Below are 16,123 nucleotides of genomic sequence, written 5' to 3'. Positions count from 1 at the left end.
TCAGGAGGTCCCTTCGGGATGGGTCGCCACGGGCGCGGTGAGGTCCTCCTCCTCGGGGAGTTCCTCCACGTCGACGCCGCGGACCTGGGCCAGCTCGTGCTTGAGGGCCGCGAGTTCGGCGCCGCCGGCCATGTGGTTGGTGAGCTCTTCGAGGCTGACCTGGCTGCGGTCGGCGGTCAGTTCGAGGGTGCCCAGGCGCAGGACGCTGAAGTGGTCGCCGACCATGTAGGCGTGGTGGGGGTTGTGGGTGATGAAGATGACGCCGAGGCCGCGGTCGCGGGCGGCGGCGATGTACTTCAGCACGACACCGGACTGTTTGACGCCGAGGGCGGCGGTGGGCTCGTCGAGGATGAGGACGCGGGCGCCGAAGTAGACGGCGCGGGCGATGGCCACGCACTGGCGCTGGCCGCCGGAGAGGGTGCCGATGGGCTGTTCCAGGTCGTCCAGGACGATGCCCATGTTGCGCAGTTCCTCGTCGGCGGTCTGCTTCATCTTCTCGATGTCGAGGCGGCGCACGGGCCAGGGGCCCTTGGTCATCTCGGAGCCGAGGAAGAAGTTGCGCCACACCGGCATCAGGGGGACGGTGGCCAGGTCCTGGTAGACGGTGGCGATGCCCTTGTCGAGGGCCTCGCGGGGGCTGGAGAAGCGCACCGGGGTGCCGTCGACGAGGAAGTCGCCCTCGGTGTGCTGGTGCAGTCCCGAGATGATTTTGATGAGGGTGGACTTGCCGGCGCCGTTGTCGCCCAGGACGCAGGTCACCTTGCCGGGGTGCACGGCCAGGTCGACGCCGTGCAGGGCGCGGATGTTGCCGTAGGACTTGCCCGCGCCCCGCAGTTCGACGATGGGCCGGTCCGAGCCTTCGGGCGCGGAGTCCTGGAGGACGGCTCCGTGGGTGCCGGTTCCGTTGGTCGTCATGAAGGTCACCTCCGGGTCGCCGTGCGACTGACCCACAGATTGATGAGGACGGCGCCGAGCAGCATCACGCCGAGGAACGCCTTGAACCAGTCGGGGTTCCAGCCGGCGTAGACGATGCCCTGGTTCACCATGCCGAACATGAAGGCGCCGAAGACCGGGCCGATCGCGGAGCCGGCACCACCGGTGAGCAGACAGCCGCCGATGACGGCCGCGGCGATGTAGATCAGCTCCTGGCCGACGCCCTCGCCGGACTGCACGGTGTTGAACGAGAACAGGTTGTGCATGCCCATGAACCAGGCGCCGAAGCCGACGGTCATGAACAGGGTGATCTTGGTGAAGTTCACCGGGACACCGACCGCGCGGGCGCTGTCCTTGTTGCCGCCGACGGCGAAGATCCAGTTGCCGTACTTGGTGCGCAGCAGGACCCAGGTGGCGATGGCGGCGAAGACCAGCCACCACACGATGGTGATCTTCACCTGAACGCCGCCGACGTCGAACGACGAGGCGAAGATCTTCCTGGCCTGGTCGAAGCCGTCCATGTCACTGATGTCGTCGGTGGCCACGTTGCCGGTGACCATCTTGGTGACGGCCAGGTTCACACCCTGCAGGATCAGGAACGTGCCGAGGGTGACCAGGAAGCTCGGCAGCCCGGTCTTGACCACCATCCAGCCGTTGAACGCGCCGACCGCCAGCGACAGGATCAGCGCGACGATCACGCCGACCCACACGTTCATGGTCAGCTGGTAGCTGAGCATGCTCGCGGTGAGCGCCGAGGTGATCACGGCGACGCCGGAGGACAGGTCGAACTCTCCGCCGATCATCAGGAGGGCCACCGGCAGGGCCATGATGCCGATGGTCGACGACTGGTAGAGCACCGTGGCCATCGAGCTGCCCTGGCGGACCGACGGCGCGGCGATGAGGAAGAAGACCAGGACGGCCACGGCGCCGAGGAAGACGCCGACCTCGGGCCGGGCCAGCAGCCGCAGCGCCAGGGGTCGTCGGCTCGTGCGGCCGTCGGTCGCCTTGGGGCCGGGGGCCGGCGGTGTGGTCACCGCCGGCCCACCCTGCTGGGCCATGCTCATCACCGGGTGCCCTTCGAGGCGAACGCGGCGACCTTGTCGACGTTGGTCTTGTCGACGAAGGCCGGGCCGGTCAGCACCGGCTGCTCCCCGCCGCCCATGTAGTTGCCGTTGTTCTTGTAGAGCCACAGGGAGTCGATCGCCAGGTAGCCCTGCAGGTACGGCTGCTGGTCCACCGCGAACTGGATCGTCCCCTTGGAGATCGCGCCGGTCAGTTCCTTGTTGAGGTCGAAGGTGGCGACCTTCGCCTTGCTGCCCGCGTCGCTCACGGACTGGACGGCGGTCAGCGCGTACGGCGCGCCGAGCGCGACCACATAGTCGATGCCGCTGTCCTGCTTGAGCTTGGCGGTGATCGTCGACTTCACGGACGGCATGTCGGTGCCGTTCACGTACAGCGTCTCAGTCGTGCCGGAGAACGTCTTCTTCACGCCGTCGCAGCGCTGGGTCAGGCCGATGTTGCCCTGCTCCTGGATCACACAGACGGCCTTCTTGGCGCCGGCCTCGTTCAGCCTCTTGCCGAGCGCCTCGCCCGCCACGCTCTCGTCCTGGCCGAAGAACTCCATCAGACCGAGCTTCTGCCAGTCGCTCACGCCGGAGTTCAGACCGACCACGGGTATGTTCGCCGACTTCGCCTTGGCGACGACGTCCTTCATGGCGTCGGGCTTGGCGAGGGTGATGGCGATGCCGTCGACCTTCTGGTCGATCGCGTTCTGCACGAAGTTGGCCTGGTTGCCCGCGTTCGGGTCGGCCGAGTAGACGAGCTTGACGTTGTCCTTGGCGGCGGCGGCCTCGGCACCCTTGCGGACGATGTCCCAGAAGGTGTCGCCCGGCGACTGGTGGGTCACCAGCGCGACCGTCATCTGGGGAGTGGTGGCCTTGCCCGCGGAGGCGTTCGCCCCTCCCTCTTCGGACTTCTTTCCACCGGAGCTGCTGGAGCAACCGGCGAGGGCGAGCGCTGCCGCTGCGGCCACGGCCACCACGGGGGCCAGTCTGCGGGAGCGGGAGTACGAAGAGCGGTCCATCTTTCCGGCACCTCACTGTGCGACGGGGGAAAGGGAGGGGATCGACGAGGATCCGTGACCCGGGGCCGGGAGGCGGTCCGGGTCATGTGCTGTGTGCTGGGACGGGATCCAAGTCCCTGCCACGCCCGCTGTCAATACTTTGTTAAGACATCATTTCACGCTCAGGTCCGAATGTAAGTACAAACTATTGACAGTGCCACCCGCCGCGCCCTACACCTGAGCGCATGGCCAGGACAGCAGCGCAGCCCTTCGATCCGATCACGACGGGCCGCATCGAAGTCGATCTCTACCCGTTCCAAACAGGTGTACCCCTGGCCCGGGTGGAGACCTTCGGCAAGTTCGCCACCGCACCCGAGAGGCCCTGATGAGCACGACCACCGTCCGTCTGACCGTCGCCCAGGCACTGGTCCGGTTCCTGTCCGCCCAGTACACCGAGCGCGACGGCGTACGGCACCGGCTGATCGCCGGCACCTGGGGCATCTTCGGCCACGGCAACGTCGCCGGGATCGGCCAGGCGCTCGTCGAGTACGCCGACGACATGCCGTACCACCAGGGTCGCAACGAACAGTCCATGGTGCACGCGGCGGTCGGCTACGCCCGCCAGCTCAACCGGCTCTCCGCGCAGGCGGTGACGACGTCCATCGGCCCCGGCGCGACGAACCTGGTCACGGGCGCGGCCCTGGCCACCGTCAACCGCCTGCCGGTCCTGCTCCTGCCCGGCGACTACTTCGCCACGCGCTCCGCCGACCCGCTGCTCCAGCAGCTGGAGCACCCGGTCGAGGCGGACGTCTCCGTGAACGACACCCTGCGCCCGGTGTCCCGGTACTTCGACCGCGTCACCCGCCCCGAGGCGCTCGTCCCCTCCGCGCTGAACGCCATGCGCGTGCTCGCCGACCCGGCCGAGACCGGCGCCGTCACCCTGGCGCTGCCCCAGGACGTGCAGGCGGAGGCGTACGACTGGCCCGAGGAGTTCTTCGCCGAGCGGATCTGGCGGGTACGGCGTCCCGCTCCCGACCCGGTGGAGCTGGCCGAGGCGGTCCGCGCCGTCCGGGCCGCCGAGCGCCCGCTGATCGTCGCGGGCGGCGGAGTCCACCACAGCGAGGCCGAGAACGCGCTGAAGGCCTTCGTGGACGCCACGGGCATCCCGGCCGCCTCCACCCAGGCGGGCAAGGGCTCCCTGCGCCACGACCACCCCGCCGACCTGGGCGGGATCGGCCACACCGGCACGGCGGTCGCCGACGACCTCGCCCGCACCGCCGACCTGGTCATCGGGGTCGGCACCAGGTACACGGACTTCACCACGGCCTCCGGCACGCTCTTCCAGCACCCCGGCGTCCGCTTCCTCAACCTGAACATCACCGCCTTCGACGCCCACAAGCTGGCCGCCCGGACCGTGGTGGCCGACGCCAGGGCCGCCCTGGAGGCGCTCGGCGAGGCGCTGGCCGGGTACCGCGTGGCACCGGCGTACGTGGACGCGTACCGGGCGGGCAAGGAGCGCTGGGAGCAGGTGGTCGAGGCCGCCTACCGGGCCGACGCCGAGGACGCGGTCCCCACCCAGACCCAGGTGCTCGGCGCCCTCGACGCCGTGGTCGGCGACGACGACGTGGTGATCAACGCGGCGGGCTCGCTCCCCGGCGACCTGCACAAGCTGTGGCGGGCCCGCTCACCGCGCCAGTACCACCTGGAGTACGGCTACTCCTGCATGGGCTACGAGATCCCGGCCGGCATCGGCGTCCAGCAGGCCGCCCCGGACACCGTGGTCTGGTCCCTGGTCGGCGACGGCACGTACCTGATGATGCCGACCGAGATCGTCACCGCCGTCCAGGAGGGGCTGCCGCTCAAGCTGGTCCTGATCCAGAACCACGGGTACGCCTCGATCGGCGGTCTGTCAGAGTCGGTGGGCGGCGAGCGGTTCGGCACGGCGTACCGGTACCGGGCCGCCGACGGCACCTTCTCGGGCCCCCCGCTGCCGGTCGACCTCGCCGCCAACGCGGCCAGCCTCGGCATGGACGTCCTGCGGGCCAAGACCGTGCGGGAGCTGCGCGAGGCGCTCGGCACCGCTCGCGCCTCCGACCGGGCGACCTGCGTGTACGTCGAGACCGACCCGTCCCCCACCGCTCCGCCGGCCGAGGCCTGGTGGGACGTGCCGGTCGCCGGGACCGCGTCCCGCGAGGCAGCCGTACGGGCCCGCGAGAACTACGAAGTCCAGGTCGCCGGCCGCCGCCGGCACCTCTGAGCTCCCCCACCCGGAAGGCCCGCACATGAACCTCGGCCCCACCCGCCGCATCTGACGTCCCCGCGCTTCGGAAGGAGGTGCCCCGGTGGCGAGAACCGGTGACCACGCCCGTCCCGTGCCCGTCTCCGCGCTCGACTCCCTGGACTTCGCCCTGGACCGCGCCAGTCCGGTGCCGCTGTACTACCAGCTCGCCCGGCAGCTGGAGGCGGCCATCGAGCACGGCGCACTGGCCCCGGGAAACCTCCTGGGCAACGAGATCGACCTCTCCGTACGCCTGGGCCTGTCCCGGCCCACGGTCCGCCAGGCGATCCAGTCCCTGGTCGACAAGGGCCTCCTGGTCCGCCGGCGCGGCGTCGGTACCCAGGTGGTGCACAGCCAGGTCAAACGGCCGCTGGAGCTCAGCAGCCTCTACGACGACCTGGAGTCGGCCGGGCAGGGACCGACCACGCGGGTGCTGCGCAACGAGGTCGTACCGGCGACCGCCGACGTCGCCGCCGCCCTCGACGTCGCGGAGGGCAGCGAGGTCACGCTCCTGGAGCGACTGCGCTGCGCCCACGGCCAGCCCGTGGCGTTCCTGTGCAACCACCTGCCCACGATCCTGCTCGAACTCGACACGGAACGCCTGGAGTCGACCGGTCTGTACCGGATGATGCGTTCGGCGGGCATCACCCTGCACAGCGCCCGCCAGACCATCGGCGCGCGCTGCGCCTCCGCCGAGGAGGCCACCCGCCTGGACGAGAAGGAGGGCGCCGCGCTGCTCACCATGCAGCGCACGGCGTACGACGACACGGGCCGTCCGGTCGAGTACGGGACGCACATCTACCGGGCGTCGAGGTACGCGTTCGACTTCCAGCTACTGGTCAGGCCGTAACCGGAAGCACCCCCTCCCCCTCAGCCCCCGGAGCCCCCGCGCCCCGGGGGCCGAGGGGGCTGTTGGTTTCTGAACGAACTTGCTGGTGATCGTGTCGATTACGTTTCGGGCAAGAGACGCATGAGAGGGACGTGAGGTATTGACGCATGCACGGACATGGGGCTGTTATTACGCCCACGATGTTCGGTCGAGTTGGTTTCTGATCGGTTTCGAGGACCTTTCGGAAGCCGGCTCTCCCCTAGACCGAACCCCTGCCTGACAGGAGCCGCCATGCGCCTCTCGCCCTCCGGTCTCTCGGTCCCGGGTCCCAGCCGTCGCTCCCTGCTGCGTGGAGTCGGCGGAGCAGCCGTCCTCGCCGGCGCCGGCATACCCCTGCTGTCCGCCTGTGGCAGCAGCGGCGCCTCTTCCGACCCGAAGACCGTCACCCTCGGCTCCAACGCGTCCGACGCCGTGCCGAAGAAGGCCTTCGCCGAGATCTACGCGGCCTTCAAGAAGCAGTCCGGCCTCGCGGTCGATGTCAACACGAAGGACCACAACACCTTCCAGGAGCAGATCAACTCCTACCTGCAGGGCACGCCGGACGACGTGTTCAACTGGTTCGCCGGGTACCGCATGCAGTTCTTCGCGGCCAAGAAGCTCGCCACGCCGATCGACGACGTGTGGGCGAAGATCGGGGACAACTTCCCCGACGCGATGAAGAAGCTCAGCAAGGGCGAGGACGGCAAGTACTACTTCGTGCCGCTGTACACGTACCCGTGGGCGCTGTTCTACCGCAAGAGCGTCTTCAAGCAGCACGGCTACGAGGTCCCCACCACCTGGGACCAGCTGGTCGCCCTGTGCAAGCAGATGAAGAAGGACGGCCTGGTCCCGATCGCCTTCGGCGACAAGGACGCCTGGCCGGCGATGGGCACCTTCGACCAGATCAACTTCCGCCTCAACGGCTACGACTTCCACGTCGAGCTGATGGGCGGCAAGGCGTCCTGGACCGACGCCAAGGTGAAGGCGGCCTTCGACCACTGGGCCGAGCTCCTCCCCTACCACCAGGACGGCGCCATGGGCCGCACCTGGCAGGACGCCGCGCAGACCCTGGTGTCCAAGAAGGCCGGCATGTACCTCCTCGGCTCCTTCGTGGCCCAGCAGTTCACCAACAAGGCGGACCTGGACGACCTCGACTTCTTCGCCTTCCCGGAGATCAACTCCGCGTTCGGCCAGGACACCGTCGAGGCGCCCACCGACGGCTTCATGGTGAGCAAGGCCCCGAAGAACCACGACGGTGTCGTGAAGCTCCTGGAGTACCTGGGCACCCCGGAGGCCGAGCAGATCTACCTCAAGGCCGACTCCAGCGTGGTGGCCGCCTCCAGCAAGGCGGACACCTCCTCGTACACCGCGCTGCAGAAGAAGGCGTACGACATGATCAGCAACGCCAAGAGCCTCACTCAGTTCATGGACCGCGACAGCCGGCCGGACTTCACCTCCACGGTGATGCAACCCGCGCTGCAGAAGTTCATCCAGAACCCCAAGGGCGTGGACACTCTGCTGTCCCAGATCGAGCGCCAGAAGAAGACGATCTTCGCCTCCTCATGAGCATGGACACCACCACGAAGAACCCGGAGGCGGCCGCCGTGCCGCCTCCGGGCCCCGCGCCTGAGAAGAAGCGGGTCAAGCAGGGCCACCGGCGCCTGCTGACCCGCCGTGACCGGATCACACTCGCCTTCATGGCGGGCGTTCCGACGATCCTGCACGTGATCCTCGTCTGGGTCACCGCCCTCGCCTCGATCGCCCTCGCCTTCACCACCTGGGACGGCATCGGCTTCGACTCGATCAAATGGGTGGGCCTGCAGAACTTCAAGGACCTGTTCGACAACAACCCCCAGTTCTGGCCGGCCGTCCAGCACAACATCATCTGGTTCGTCGTCCTCATCCTCATCCCGACGCCGCTCGGCCTGTTCCTGGCCGTCCAGCTGGACAAGAAGATCCGCTTCAGCCGCGTCTACCAGACGGCGTTCTTCCTGCCGGTCGTCATCTCCATGGCGTGCATCGGCTTCGTCTGGCAGCTCGTCTACAACCCGGACACGGGCCTGATCAACAGCCTGATCGGCGCCAACAAGCCCGGCCACTACATCGACTGGATCGGCGACCCGGACCTCAACCTGTGGGCCGTCCTGATCGCCGCATCCTGGCGGCACACCGGCTACATGATGATCCTCTACCTGGCCGGCCTGAAGGGCGTGGACCCGTCCCTGCGCGAGGCCTCGGCCCTGGACGGCGCCAATGAGTGGCAGACGTTCAAGAGCGTCATCTTCCCGACGCTGCGCCCCACCAACACGGTCGTCCTGGTCGTCACCATCATCGAGGCCCTGCGCGCCTTCGACCTGGTGTTCGTGTTCAACAAGGGAGCCCAGGGAACCGAGCTGCTGTCGATCCTGGTGACCAACAACATCATCGGTGAGTCCAGCCGCATCGGCTACGGCTCGGCGATCGCGGTGGTCCTGCTGGTCATCTCGCTCATCGTGATCATCCCGTACCTGATCGCGACCTTCCGGAAGGAGCGGCGATCGTGAGCGCCCCCACCCTCGCGACCGGCGCGCTCAAACAGCGCACGCCCGTCCGCCCCGCCCGAGTGCTGCTGCACGTCTTCCTCGCCGGCACGGCGCTGGCCTGGCTCGCCCCGCTGCTGTGGGCGGTCTTCTCGGCCCTGCGCCCGTACAGCGAGACCAGCACCAAGGGTTATGTGTCCTGGCCGGACACGCTGAGCTTCGACAACTTCAAGAACGCGTTCGAACAGTCGGACATGACGCACTACTTCGGCAACACGTTGCTGATCGCGGTGCCGGCCGTGCTCATCACGCTGTTCCTGTCGTCGATGGTCGCCTTCTACGTCAGCCGTTTCGACTTCCGTCTCAACCTCGCGCTGCTGCTGGTCTTCACGGCGGGCAACCTGCTTCCGCAGCAGGTCATCATCACCCCGCTGTACCGGCTGTACCTGCTCACCGACCTGCCGGGCATCACGGCGAGCGGCAAGCTGTACGACTCCGCGCTCGGCCTGGTGCTGATCCACGTGGCGTTCCAGTCCGGCTTCTGCGCCTTCGTGCTGAGCAACTACATGCGCTCGCTGCCGCACGAGCTGACCGAGGCCGCGCTCGTCGACGGCGCCTCGGTGTGGCGGCTGTACTGGCAGATCACGCTGCCGCTGTGCAAGCCGGCGATGGCGGCCCTGGCGACCCTGCTGTCGATCTGGATCTACAACGACTTCTTCTGGGCCCTCGTCCTGATCTCGACCGGCGAGAACATGCCGATCACCTCGGCCCTGAACAACCTCTCCGGCCAGTACTTCACGGACCCCAACCTGGTCGCCGCCGGCGCCCTGCTCACCGCGATCCCCACGCTCGTCGTGTACTTCGCGCTCCAGCGGCAGTTCGTCAGCGGTCTGACCCTGGGCGCCAACAAGGGCTGACCCGGCTCCACGTGAAAGAGAACCCCGTGCACAACCCGTTCACCCCGGTCGCCTCGGTCCTCGTGGACCCGCGTCGCGCCCGGGTCCACGAGGAGGGCTGGCAGTCCTGGAGCCCCAGCGGCACCTACGCCCTCGACGCGACCCCGTACCGCCCGACGAACGACAACTGGGCGACCGTCTGCTACCGCCCCGGCCGCACCGTGCCGGCCGGGGTCTTCCAGGGCGAGGGCCTGCTCGCACTCGACCCCGGCGACGGCTCCCCGGTCCGGCTGTGGGCGGCGGCGGACCCGCTGCACGAGGTGCCGTCGATCAGGCTGACCGTCCGGGACGGCCACGCCGGGGTCGAGGCGGACGGACCGGTCAAGGAGTGGACCGGCACCGGCATCCAGCAGGTGCTGGCCCAGTGGGCGGACGGCCTCGCTCTGTCCGCCCCGCGTCCGGCGCCGACGGTCTGGTGCTCCTGGTACGAGTACTTCACCGCCGTGACCGAGGACGACATCCACGAGAACCTGCGCGCGATGGAGACCCTCGACCTGCCGATCGACGTCGTGCAGATCGACGACGGCTACCAGAGCGCGCTGGGCGACTGGCTCACCCTCTCGGGCCGCTTCCGCTCCCGCGAGGGCATCGCGGACGCCGTCCGGGCCCGTGGCCGCCGCGCGGGCATCTGGACGGCCCCCTTCCTCGTCGCCCCGGAGAGCGCACTCGCCGCGGAGCACCGCGAGTGGCTGGTCCGCGACGCCGACGGCGACCCGCTGCGCGCGGGCCGCAACTGGGGCCACGACCTGTACGCCCTGGACACCACCCACCCGGCGGCCGCGGCGTACCTGAGCGACGTCTTCGCGACGCTGCGCGCCGAGGGCTACGACTACTTCAAGGTCGACTTCCTCTACGCGGGCGCCCTGGAAGGAGTACGGCACTCGGGGGCGGACGCCCTGACCGCGTACCGCAGCGGCATCGCCCTGATCCGCGAGGCCATCGGCGCCGACGCCTACCTGCTGGGCTGCGGCGCGCCGATCCTGCCGTCCATCGGCCTGTTCGACGCGATGCGGGTCAGCCCCGACACGGCCCCGCACCGCCGCCCCGAGGCCGACGACTTCAGCCAGCCCGGCCAGGACCCGGCCGAGTTCACCGGAGCCGGCCGCCAGTGGCAGCACGGGCGGCTCTGGGTCAACGACCCCGACTGCCTCATGGCCCGCCCGGCGGTGGAGACCCGTGAGCGCTGGGCCGCGCACGTCGAGGCCACCGGTGGTCTGATGGCCTCCAGCGACCGCCTGCTGTCCCTCGACCGGTGGGGCGTGGACACCACGCGCCGCCTCCTGACCTCCGCGGGAGCCACCCGATGAAGCGCACCCTGTCCGTCCCCGGCCTCGCCTACGGCGGCGACTACAACCCCGAGCAGTGGCCCGAGGAGGTGTGGGCCGAGGACGTACGCCTGATGCGCGAGGCGGGCGTGAACATGGTCAGCGTCGGGATCTTCTCGTGGGCGCTGATGGAGCCGTCCGAGGGCGTGTACGACTTCTCGCGCATGGACCGGATCCTGGACCTGCTGCACGAGAACGGCATCGCCGCCGACCTGGCCACGCCCACCGCGGCCCCGCCCGCCTGGTTCTTCCGGGCCCACCCCGGGGCACTGCCCGTCGACCGGGACGGCCGCACCCTCTCGTACGGCAGCCGCCAGACGTTCTGCCCCAGCAGCCCCGCCTACCGTGAGGCCGCCCTGCGCATCGCGGGCGCGCTGGCCGAGCGGTACGCGGACCACCCGGCCGTCGCCATGTGGCACGTGCACAACGAGTACGGCTGCCACAACGCGGCCTGCTACTGCGACACCAGCGCGGAGTCCTTCCGCCGCTGGCTGCGGGCCCGGTACGGCGACGACCTGGCGGCCCTCAACCACGCCTGGGGCACGACGTTCTGGAGCCAGTGGTACTACGACTGGGACGAGATCCTCCCGCCCCGGGCCACCGGTGCCGTCCCCAACCCCACGCACCAGCTGGACTGGCGCCGCTTCTGCTCGGACGAGCTGCTGTCGCTGTACACGGCCGAGCGCGACGTCCTGCGGGCGGCGGCCCCGGCGATCCCCGCCACCACCAACTTCATGGTGATGGACAACTTCGACGCGCTGGACTACTGGCGCTGGGCCCCGGAGCTGGACGTGGTCGCCAACGACCACTACCTCATGTCCGCCGACCCGGAGTCGGAGATCGACGTGGCGCTCAGCGGCGACCTGATGCGCTCCCTCGCCGGCGGCCCCTGGCTGCTGATGGAGCACTCCACGGGCGCGGTGAACTGGCAGCCGGTCAACCGCGCCAAGCGCCCCGGCGAGCTGCGCCGCAACGCCCTCGCCCACGTGGCGCACGGCGCGGACGGCATCGCCTACTTCCAGTGGCGGGCGGCGAAGGCGGGCGCCGAGCAGTGGCACTCGGCGATGCTGCCGCACGCCGGGACCGACAGCCAGATCTGGCGGGACGTGGTCCGGCTCGGCGCGGACCTGAAGGCCCTGGCCGAGGTGCGCGGCAGCACCGGCACCGCCGAGGTCGCCATCGTCTGGGACTGGAACGCCCGCTGGGCCGTGGAGCTGCCCTCCCAGCCGAGCGGCGAGCTGCGCTACCAGGACCTCGTACGGTCCTGGTACGAGCCGCTGTGGCGCTCGGGCGTCGCCGTGGACTTCGTCCGCCCGGACGCGGACCTCTCCGCGTACCGGCTGGTCCTCGCCCCGAACCTCTACCTCGTCGACGACGCGGGCGCGGCGAACCTCACGTCGTACGCCGAGCGGGGCGGCACGCTGGCCGTCGGCTTCCACAGCGGCGCGGTCGACGAGAACTGCCATGTGCGCCTCGGCGGCTACCCGGGCGCGTTCCGTCAGGCCCTGGGCGTGCGCACCGACGAACTGTTCCCGCTGCTGCCCGGCGAGCCGGTCGGCCTGAGCGGTGCGGTGCCGGACGGCGCCTCGGGCACGCTCTGGTCGGAGCGGGTGGGTCTCGAAGGCGCCGAGGCGGTCGCGTCGTACACGGACGGCCCGCTGGCCGGCGTCCCGGCCGTGACACGGCACGCGCACGGCACGGGCACCGCCTGGTACGTCGCGACGCTCCCCGACCCGGACACCCTCGCCGGGCTCCTCGACCGCATCCGCGGCGAGGCGGGCGTGGAGCCGGTCCGCAGCGCCCCGTCCGGTGTCGAGGTGGTCCGGCGGCGCGGCACGGACGCGGACTACGTGTTCGTGATCGACCACTCAGGAAAGGGCGCGGAGGTCCCGGTCGCAAAGGGCGCCGCGGAGCTCCTCTCCGGCAAGGAGCTCCCCGGCACGGTCACCGTCGCGCCCGGCGACATCGCCGTGGTGCGGGAGCCGCGGGACCGGTGAGCCCGGTCTCCTGACGTGGAGTCCGCTTCACGTCAGGAGACGGCGAACGGCCCTTCCAGCGCCGCCCATTGGAGCAGCATGATCGTCTTCGCGTCGGCGATCTCGCCGGTGCGGATCATCTCCAGGGCCCTGCGGAAGGGCAGTTCGAGGATCTCGATGTCCTCGCCCTCCTCGTCCAGTCCCCCGCCCTCGTGGGTGCGGGTCGAGGGGCCGTAGGCAGCCGCGTAGAAGCTGATGCGTTCGGTGACGGAGCCCGGGCTCATATAGACGTCGAAGACGTGCTGGACGTCGCCGACGGTGTGCCCGGTCTCCTCCACCGCCTCGCGCCGGACGGCGATCTCGGGGTGCTCGTCCTCGTCGTCGAGCAGCCCGCCCGGCGTCTCAACCAGCATGCCGTCCGGGTGCCCGTTGACGTACACCGGGAAGCGGAACTGCCGGGTGAGCAGCACGGTTTCACGCTCGGCGTCGTAGAGCAGCAGGGTGGCGCCGTTGCCGCGGTCGTGCGTCTCGCGCGTCTGGGTGCTCCAGGTCCCGTCGGTGCGCCGGATGTCGAAGGTGGTGGCCCGTTCGACGTACCAGTGGCTGGACAGGAGCTTCACCTCCCGGACCTTGACCCGCGGGTTGCCGGTCAGGTCCAGCCCGGTCCGGTCAAGTCCGGTGCGGCCCCGGCCGTCCGGGGTGTCGATGCCGGCGGTGTTCGAGTTGGTCATGGTCATCTCTCTATCACCGACGACCTGCGCCGTCTTGTCCACACCGGTAGTTCACACCGGGGACAGGGGGTAGCAGCCCGTCTTCCGGGCGTCGCTGCTCGGCACATCGTTGCGGAAGTCGTGGAACGTGTACTGCTGGGCACTGCGCATGATCGCGGCCGCAGCCTCGGAAACCGCCACACAGAAGCTCGTCCGCAGCGGCTCCTGCCCGCGCTCGGTCTTGACCCGGGTGGACAACGTCGGCTGGAAGTACAGCCACGTGTCCTTTCCCTGTGCGATGCGCACGATGTGCGGCAGGGAGACGTCGACGGCAGGTTTCGTCGACATGTCTCGCAATGTGCCGACAGCCGTCTGCACCTCGTCTCGTTCTGGCAATTACTGCGTGACCTGTGCGTGCCAGTCGCGTTCATCGGCTGTGCGAAAGATCATCACGTGTGACCGCTGGGTCTGGTGTGCTCCGGGGACCGGCATTCTCGGTAGCGTGACCATCTGCTGCATGGAGTGTCCATCTGTCCCGGCTGGTCCGTGCGACGGCTTCCGACGGAGAGTGATGAGGCTGCAATGAGTGAACTGACGAAGCCCGAGGTCGACGTTCCGAAGGGTGACGCTCCTACCGAGCTGACCATCCGGGACCTGGTCGTCGGGGACGGGGCTGAGGTGAAGCCGGGCATGGTGGTCAGGGTCCACTATGTCGGGGTGACCTTCGAGTCCGGGAAGGAGTTCGATGCCTCCTGGGACCGGGGTCAGCCGTTCAAGTTCGCCCTGGGTAGTGGCAAGGTCATCAAGGGCTGGGACCGGGGGGTGAGGGGGATGAAGGTCGGCGGTCGGCGCGAGATCATCGTTCCCCCGCGTCTCGGTTACGGCAATCAGGCGCCCTCGCCGTTGATCCCGGCGGGCTCGACCCTGGTCTTCGTGGTGGACCTGCTGGACTCGTATTCCAGCACAACCGGGTGGAGCAACGCCTAGTGACCCTGGCCGCTCCTCCCCTACGACGTGCTGCGTCATCCGCCGGGGTTGGCGCCGCCGTTCTCCTCACTGCCGCTCCTTCTTCCGCCTCCGCAGCGTCCGAACGGTTCCGCTGCGACTCATTGACCGCCGAAGGCCACAAGGCGACCGACTTCCTCAACGGCCTGCCCGGCGCCGCCGACTGTCCGAGGAAGCCGGCGTCCCCCGGGGCACGGACCACGACCTGCGGCACCTCGCCGCCACAATCACGATCACCGCCGGCGTCCGGCTCACCGTGGTCTCCAAGGCGCTGCGGCACTCCACCCTGTCGACCACCGCGAACCTCTACAGCCACCTCACCCAACAAGCCGCACGCCAAGCCGTCGACACCATCGACCACACCCTCACCACAACGGCCGCACGAGCCGCTGACCGCCCGCCCCGACAGGCGTGGCTGCGACCACCACGCGACCACATCCACCGCCTCCGCGAAGCCCTACACAAGCTCCACTCCCCCGCACCACCCGCCACCGGCACCACGGCGAGCCAACCCAAGCTCGGGCGTGCGACCACACCGCGACCACCACACCCCCGAACGCCCGAAAGGCCGCTCTCCCATGGATGAGAGAACGGCCTCCGACCTGCGTTTCCGCATGGTCGGGACGACAGGATTTGAACCTGCGACCCCTTGACCCCCAGGAGTAGGGGTCAAGGGTATTTTCTGGATATAGCAGACTTAATCGGGGCGGATAATGTGCATAGCAGGCTCCGTCGTGCACCATCACGCACACCGCGTGGTCCCCAACTGGTCCCCACGAGAGTGGGGACGACGAACGACGTTGTCTGCTCAGAGAGGCGTCCCCCTCGGTCAAACAGGCGGCTCAAGAGGAACCTTCCCTGAAGGCATTCAGCACCGCTTCAGGTCCTTGCCCCCAGAGACGTCCGCCGTCGCCGCCTTGGTTGGTTTGGCTACTCCGGACCGAGGTGAATGTAGGGGACCCACCGGGTGGGTGGGCCGCGGCGGGCGGGACGGGCTCGATCGACGGCGCCACGCGTCCCGATCAGGAGGAGGCGAGGGACACATGCAGCCCCCCTGGGTGGGGAAATACTGCCTCTTCAGTACAGCACCGTCCCGCTGCGGCCGCTCATGCGGATGCCATAACCAGCTCAAGAACTCGCCTGACCCCCCATCAGAACTAGCCTCAAATGAACGTCACTTCAGCGTCAAGGTATCGCCCGTAACGCCCACACCACACACAATGCGCGCCAGCAAAACTTCAGGTCAGGAACCCTTTGCGGCCGACTCGCATCTCATTGACTACGGGGTTGCGTCCAGAGAAGTGGTGTACGGTTCGACCTGATCCGGGGGTTTGCTCCGGCATCGGGATGGTGCCCGCATAGACGAACGGCCACCGGCTGATCTTTCAAGACGACCAAGTCTTTGAAGGAGATCAGCACGATGACCGCACCCGACAGTCTGCACCTGCACGCCCTTGCCGAGGACAATCTCGCCGCGGCGAGTCCGGACCT

The 16,123-nt window shown here is 69.0% G+C and carries 14 protein-coding genes and 1 pseudogene; 10 read left to right on the top strand and 5 right to left on the bottom strand.

Annotation, left to right across the window (positions count from 1 at the left end; genetic code table 11):
- From ACIPSA_RS18015 to ACIPSA_RS18005, 3 genes are read right to left on the bottom strand one after another with little or no spacing between them, the layout of a single operon-like run.
- On the bottom strand, nt 1-915 hold the full coding sequence (locus ACIPSA_RS18015; protein WP_402635524.1) for an ATP-binding cassette domain-containing protein: 915 nt from the start codon (nt 913-915) through the stop codon (nt 1-3).
- A 5-nt stretch (nt 916-920) separates the two neighbouring features.
- A complete protein-coding gene (locus tag ACIPSA_RS18010; protein WP_402635522.1) occupies nt 921-1,997 on the bottom strand; it encodes an ABC transporter permease in 1,077 nt (358 codons plus the stop codon).
- A complete protein-coding gene (locus ACIPSA_RS18005; protein WP_402635519.1) occupies nt 1,997-3,016 on the bottom strand; it encodes a sugar ABC transporter substrate-binding protein in 1,020 nt (339 codons plus the stop codon). The genes ACIPSA_RS18010 and ACIPSA_RS18005 overlap by 1 nt, the downstream gene beginning before the upstream one ends.
- A gap of 224 nt (nt 3,017-3,240) precedes the next feature.
- On the opposite strand from ACIPSA_RS18005, the pseudogene ACIPSA_RS18000 reads away from it, so the two are divergent.
- The 8 genes and pseudogenes from ACIPSA_RS18000 to ACIPSA_RS17965 all read left to right on the top strand — a co-directional run.
- Nucleotides 3,241-3,357, top strand: a pseudogene (locus ACIPSA_RS18000) (5-dehydro-2-deoxygluconokinase); the annotation flags it as partial.
- Between the two features lie 23 nt (nt 3,358-3,380).
- Nucleotides 3,381-5,252: a 3D-(3,5/4)-trihydroxycyclohexane-1,2-dione acylhydrolase (decyclizing) gene (gene iolD, locus ACIPSA_RS17995; protein WP_402635516.1), complete on the top strand. Its 1,872-nt coding sequence runs from the start codon at nt 3,381-3,383 to the stop codon at nt 5,250-5,252.
- An 85-nt stretch (nt 5,253-5,337) separates the two neighbouring features.
- On the top strand, nt 5,338-6,123 hold the full coding sequence (locus ACIPSA_RS17990) for a GntR family transcriptional regulator (RefSeq protein WP_402635513.1): 786 nt from the start codon (nt 5,338-5,340) through the stop codon (nt 6,121-6,123).
- A 270-nt stretch (nt 6,124-6,393) separates the two neighbouring features.
- A complete protein-coding gene (locus ACIPSA_RS17985; protein WP_402635510.1) occupies nt 6,394-7,707 on the top strand; it encodes an ABC transporter substrate-binding protein in 1,314 nt (437 codons plus the stop codon).
- Nucleotides 7,704-8,684 (top strand): carbohydrate ABC transporter permease, encoded by a 981-nt coding sequence (locus tag ACIPSA_RS17980; protein ID WP_402635507.1) that lies wholly within the window; start codon nt 7,704-7,706, stop codon nt 8,682-8,684. The genes ACIPSA_RS17985 and ACIPSA_RS17980 overlap by 4 nt, the downstream gene beginning before the upstream one ends.
- A complete protein-coding gene (locus ACIPSA_RS17975) occupies nt 8,681-9,577 on the top strand; it encodes a carbohydrate ABC transporter permease (RefSeq protein ID WP_402635504.1) in 897 nt (298 codons plus the stop codon). Before ACIPSA_RS17980 ends, ACIPSA_RS17975 begins: the two co-directional genes overlap by 4 nt.
- Before the next feature lie 26 nt (nt 9,578-9,603).
- The gene (locus tag ACIPSA_RS17970) at nt 9,604-10,923 is read left to right on the top strand and encodes a glycoside hydrolase family 36 protein (RefSeq protein ID WP_402636651.1); all 1,320 of its coding nucleotides are present in this window, start codon (nt 9,604-9,606) and stop codon (nt 10,921-10,923) included.
- Complete coding sequence (locus ACIPSA_RS17965; RefSeq protein ID WP_402635501.1) at nt 10,920-12,938, top strand: beta-galactosidase; 2,019 nt, start codon at nt 10,920-10,922, stop codon at nt 12,936-12,938. The genes ACIPSA_RS17970 and ACIPSA_RS17965 overlap by 4 nt, the downstream gene beginning before the upstream one ends.
- A 32-nt stretch (nt 12,939-12,970) precedes the next feature.
- Here ACIPSA_RS17965 and ACIPSA_RS17960 read toward each other — a convergent pair whose 3' ends face one another.
- Nucleotides 12,971-13,648, bottom strand: a complete 678-nt coding sequence (locus tag ACIPSA_RS17960) for an NUDIX domain-containing protein (RefSeq protein ID WP_402635498.1) — start codon at nt 13,646-13,648, stop codon at nt 12,971-12,973.
- 51 nt (nt 13,649-13,699) lie between these two features.
- Entirely contained in the window at nt 13,700-13,975 is a 276-nt protein-coding gene (locus ACIPSA_RS17955) for a hypothetical protein (protein ID WP_402635495.1), read from the bottom strand.
- A 234-nt stretch (nt 13,976-14,209) separates the two neighbouring features.
- On the opposite strand from ACIPSA_RS17955, the gene ACIPSA_RS17950 reads away from it, so the two are divergent.
- A complete protein-coding gene (locus tag ACIPSA_RS17950) occupies nt 14,210-14,614 on the top strand; it encodes an FKBP-type peptidyl-prolyl cis-trans isomerase (protein WP_402635492.1) in 405 nt (134 codons plus the stop codon).
- Nucleotides 14,583-15,218 carry a tyrosine-type recombinase/integrase gene (locus tag ACIPSA_RS17945; protein ID WP_402636648.1) on the top strand — a complete coding sequence of 212 codons (636 nt, stop codon included), beginning with the start codon at nt 14,583-14,585 and terminating at the stop codon, nt 15,216-15,218. The genes ACIPSA_RS17950 and ACIPSA_RS17945 overlap by 32 nt, the downstream gene beginning before the upstream one ends.
- Nucleotides 15,219-16,123: the final 905 nt, after the last annotated feature.

It is taken from the genome of Streptomyces sp. NPDC086549 (assembly GCF_044746205.1).
GTDB lineage: Bacteria > Actinomycetota > Actinomycetes > Streptomycetales > Streptomycetaceae > Streptomyces.
This window is presented reverse-complemented; position numbering and strand designations above follow the sequence as displayed.

Excerpts from the sequence above, each read along its gene's own strand:
- ACIPSA_RS18015 (WP_402635524.1), bottom strand. The coding sequence starts at position 915 with ATGACGACCAACGGAACCGGCACCCACGGAGCCGTCCTCCAGGACTCC.
- ACIPSA_RS18010 (WP_402635522.1), bottom strand. The coding sequence starts at position 1,997 with ATGAGCATGGCCCAGCAGGGTGGGCCGGCGGTGACCACACCGCCGGCC.
- ACIPSA_RS18005 (WP_402635519.1), bottom strand. The coding sequence starts at position 3,016 with ATGGACCGCTCTTCGTACTCCCGCTCCCGCAGACTGGCCCCCGTGGTG.
- iolD (WP_402635516.1), top strand. The coding sequence starts at position 3,381 with ATGAGCACGACCACCGTCCGTCTGACCGTCGCCCAGGCACTGGTCCGG.
- ACIPSA_RS17985 (WP_402635510.1), top strand. The coding sequence starts at position 6,394 with ATGCGCCTCTCGCCCTCCGGTCTCTCGGTCCCGGGTCCCAGCCGTCGC.
- ACIPSA_RS17980 (WP_402635507.1), top strand. The coding sequence starts at position 7,704 with ATGAGCATGGACACCACCACGAAGAACCCGGAGGCGGCCGCCGTGCCG.
- ACIPSA_RS17965 (WP_402635501.1), top strand. The coding sequence starts at position 10,920 with ATGAAGCGCACCCTGTCCGTCCCCGGCCTCGCCTACGGCGGCGACTAC.
- ACIPSA_RS17960 (WP_402635498.1), bottom strand. The coding sequence starts at position 13,648 with ATGACCAACTCGAACACCGCCGGCATCGACACCCCGGACGGCCGGGGC.
- ACIPSA_RS17955 (WP_402635495.1), bottom strand. The coding sequence starts at position 13,975 with ATGTCGACGAAACCTGCCGTCGACGTCTCCCTGCCGCACATCGTGCGC.
- ACIPSA_RS17950 (WP_402635492.1), top strand. The coding sequence starts at position 14,210 with ATGAGTGAACTGACGAAGCCCGAGGTCGACGTTCCGAAGGGTGACGCT.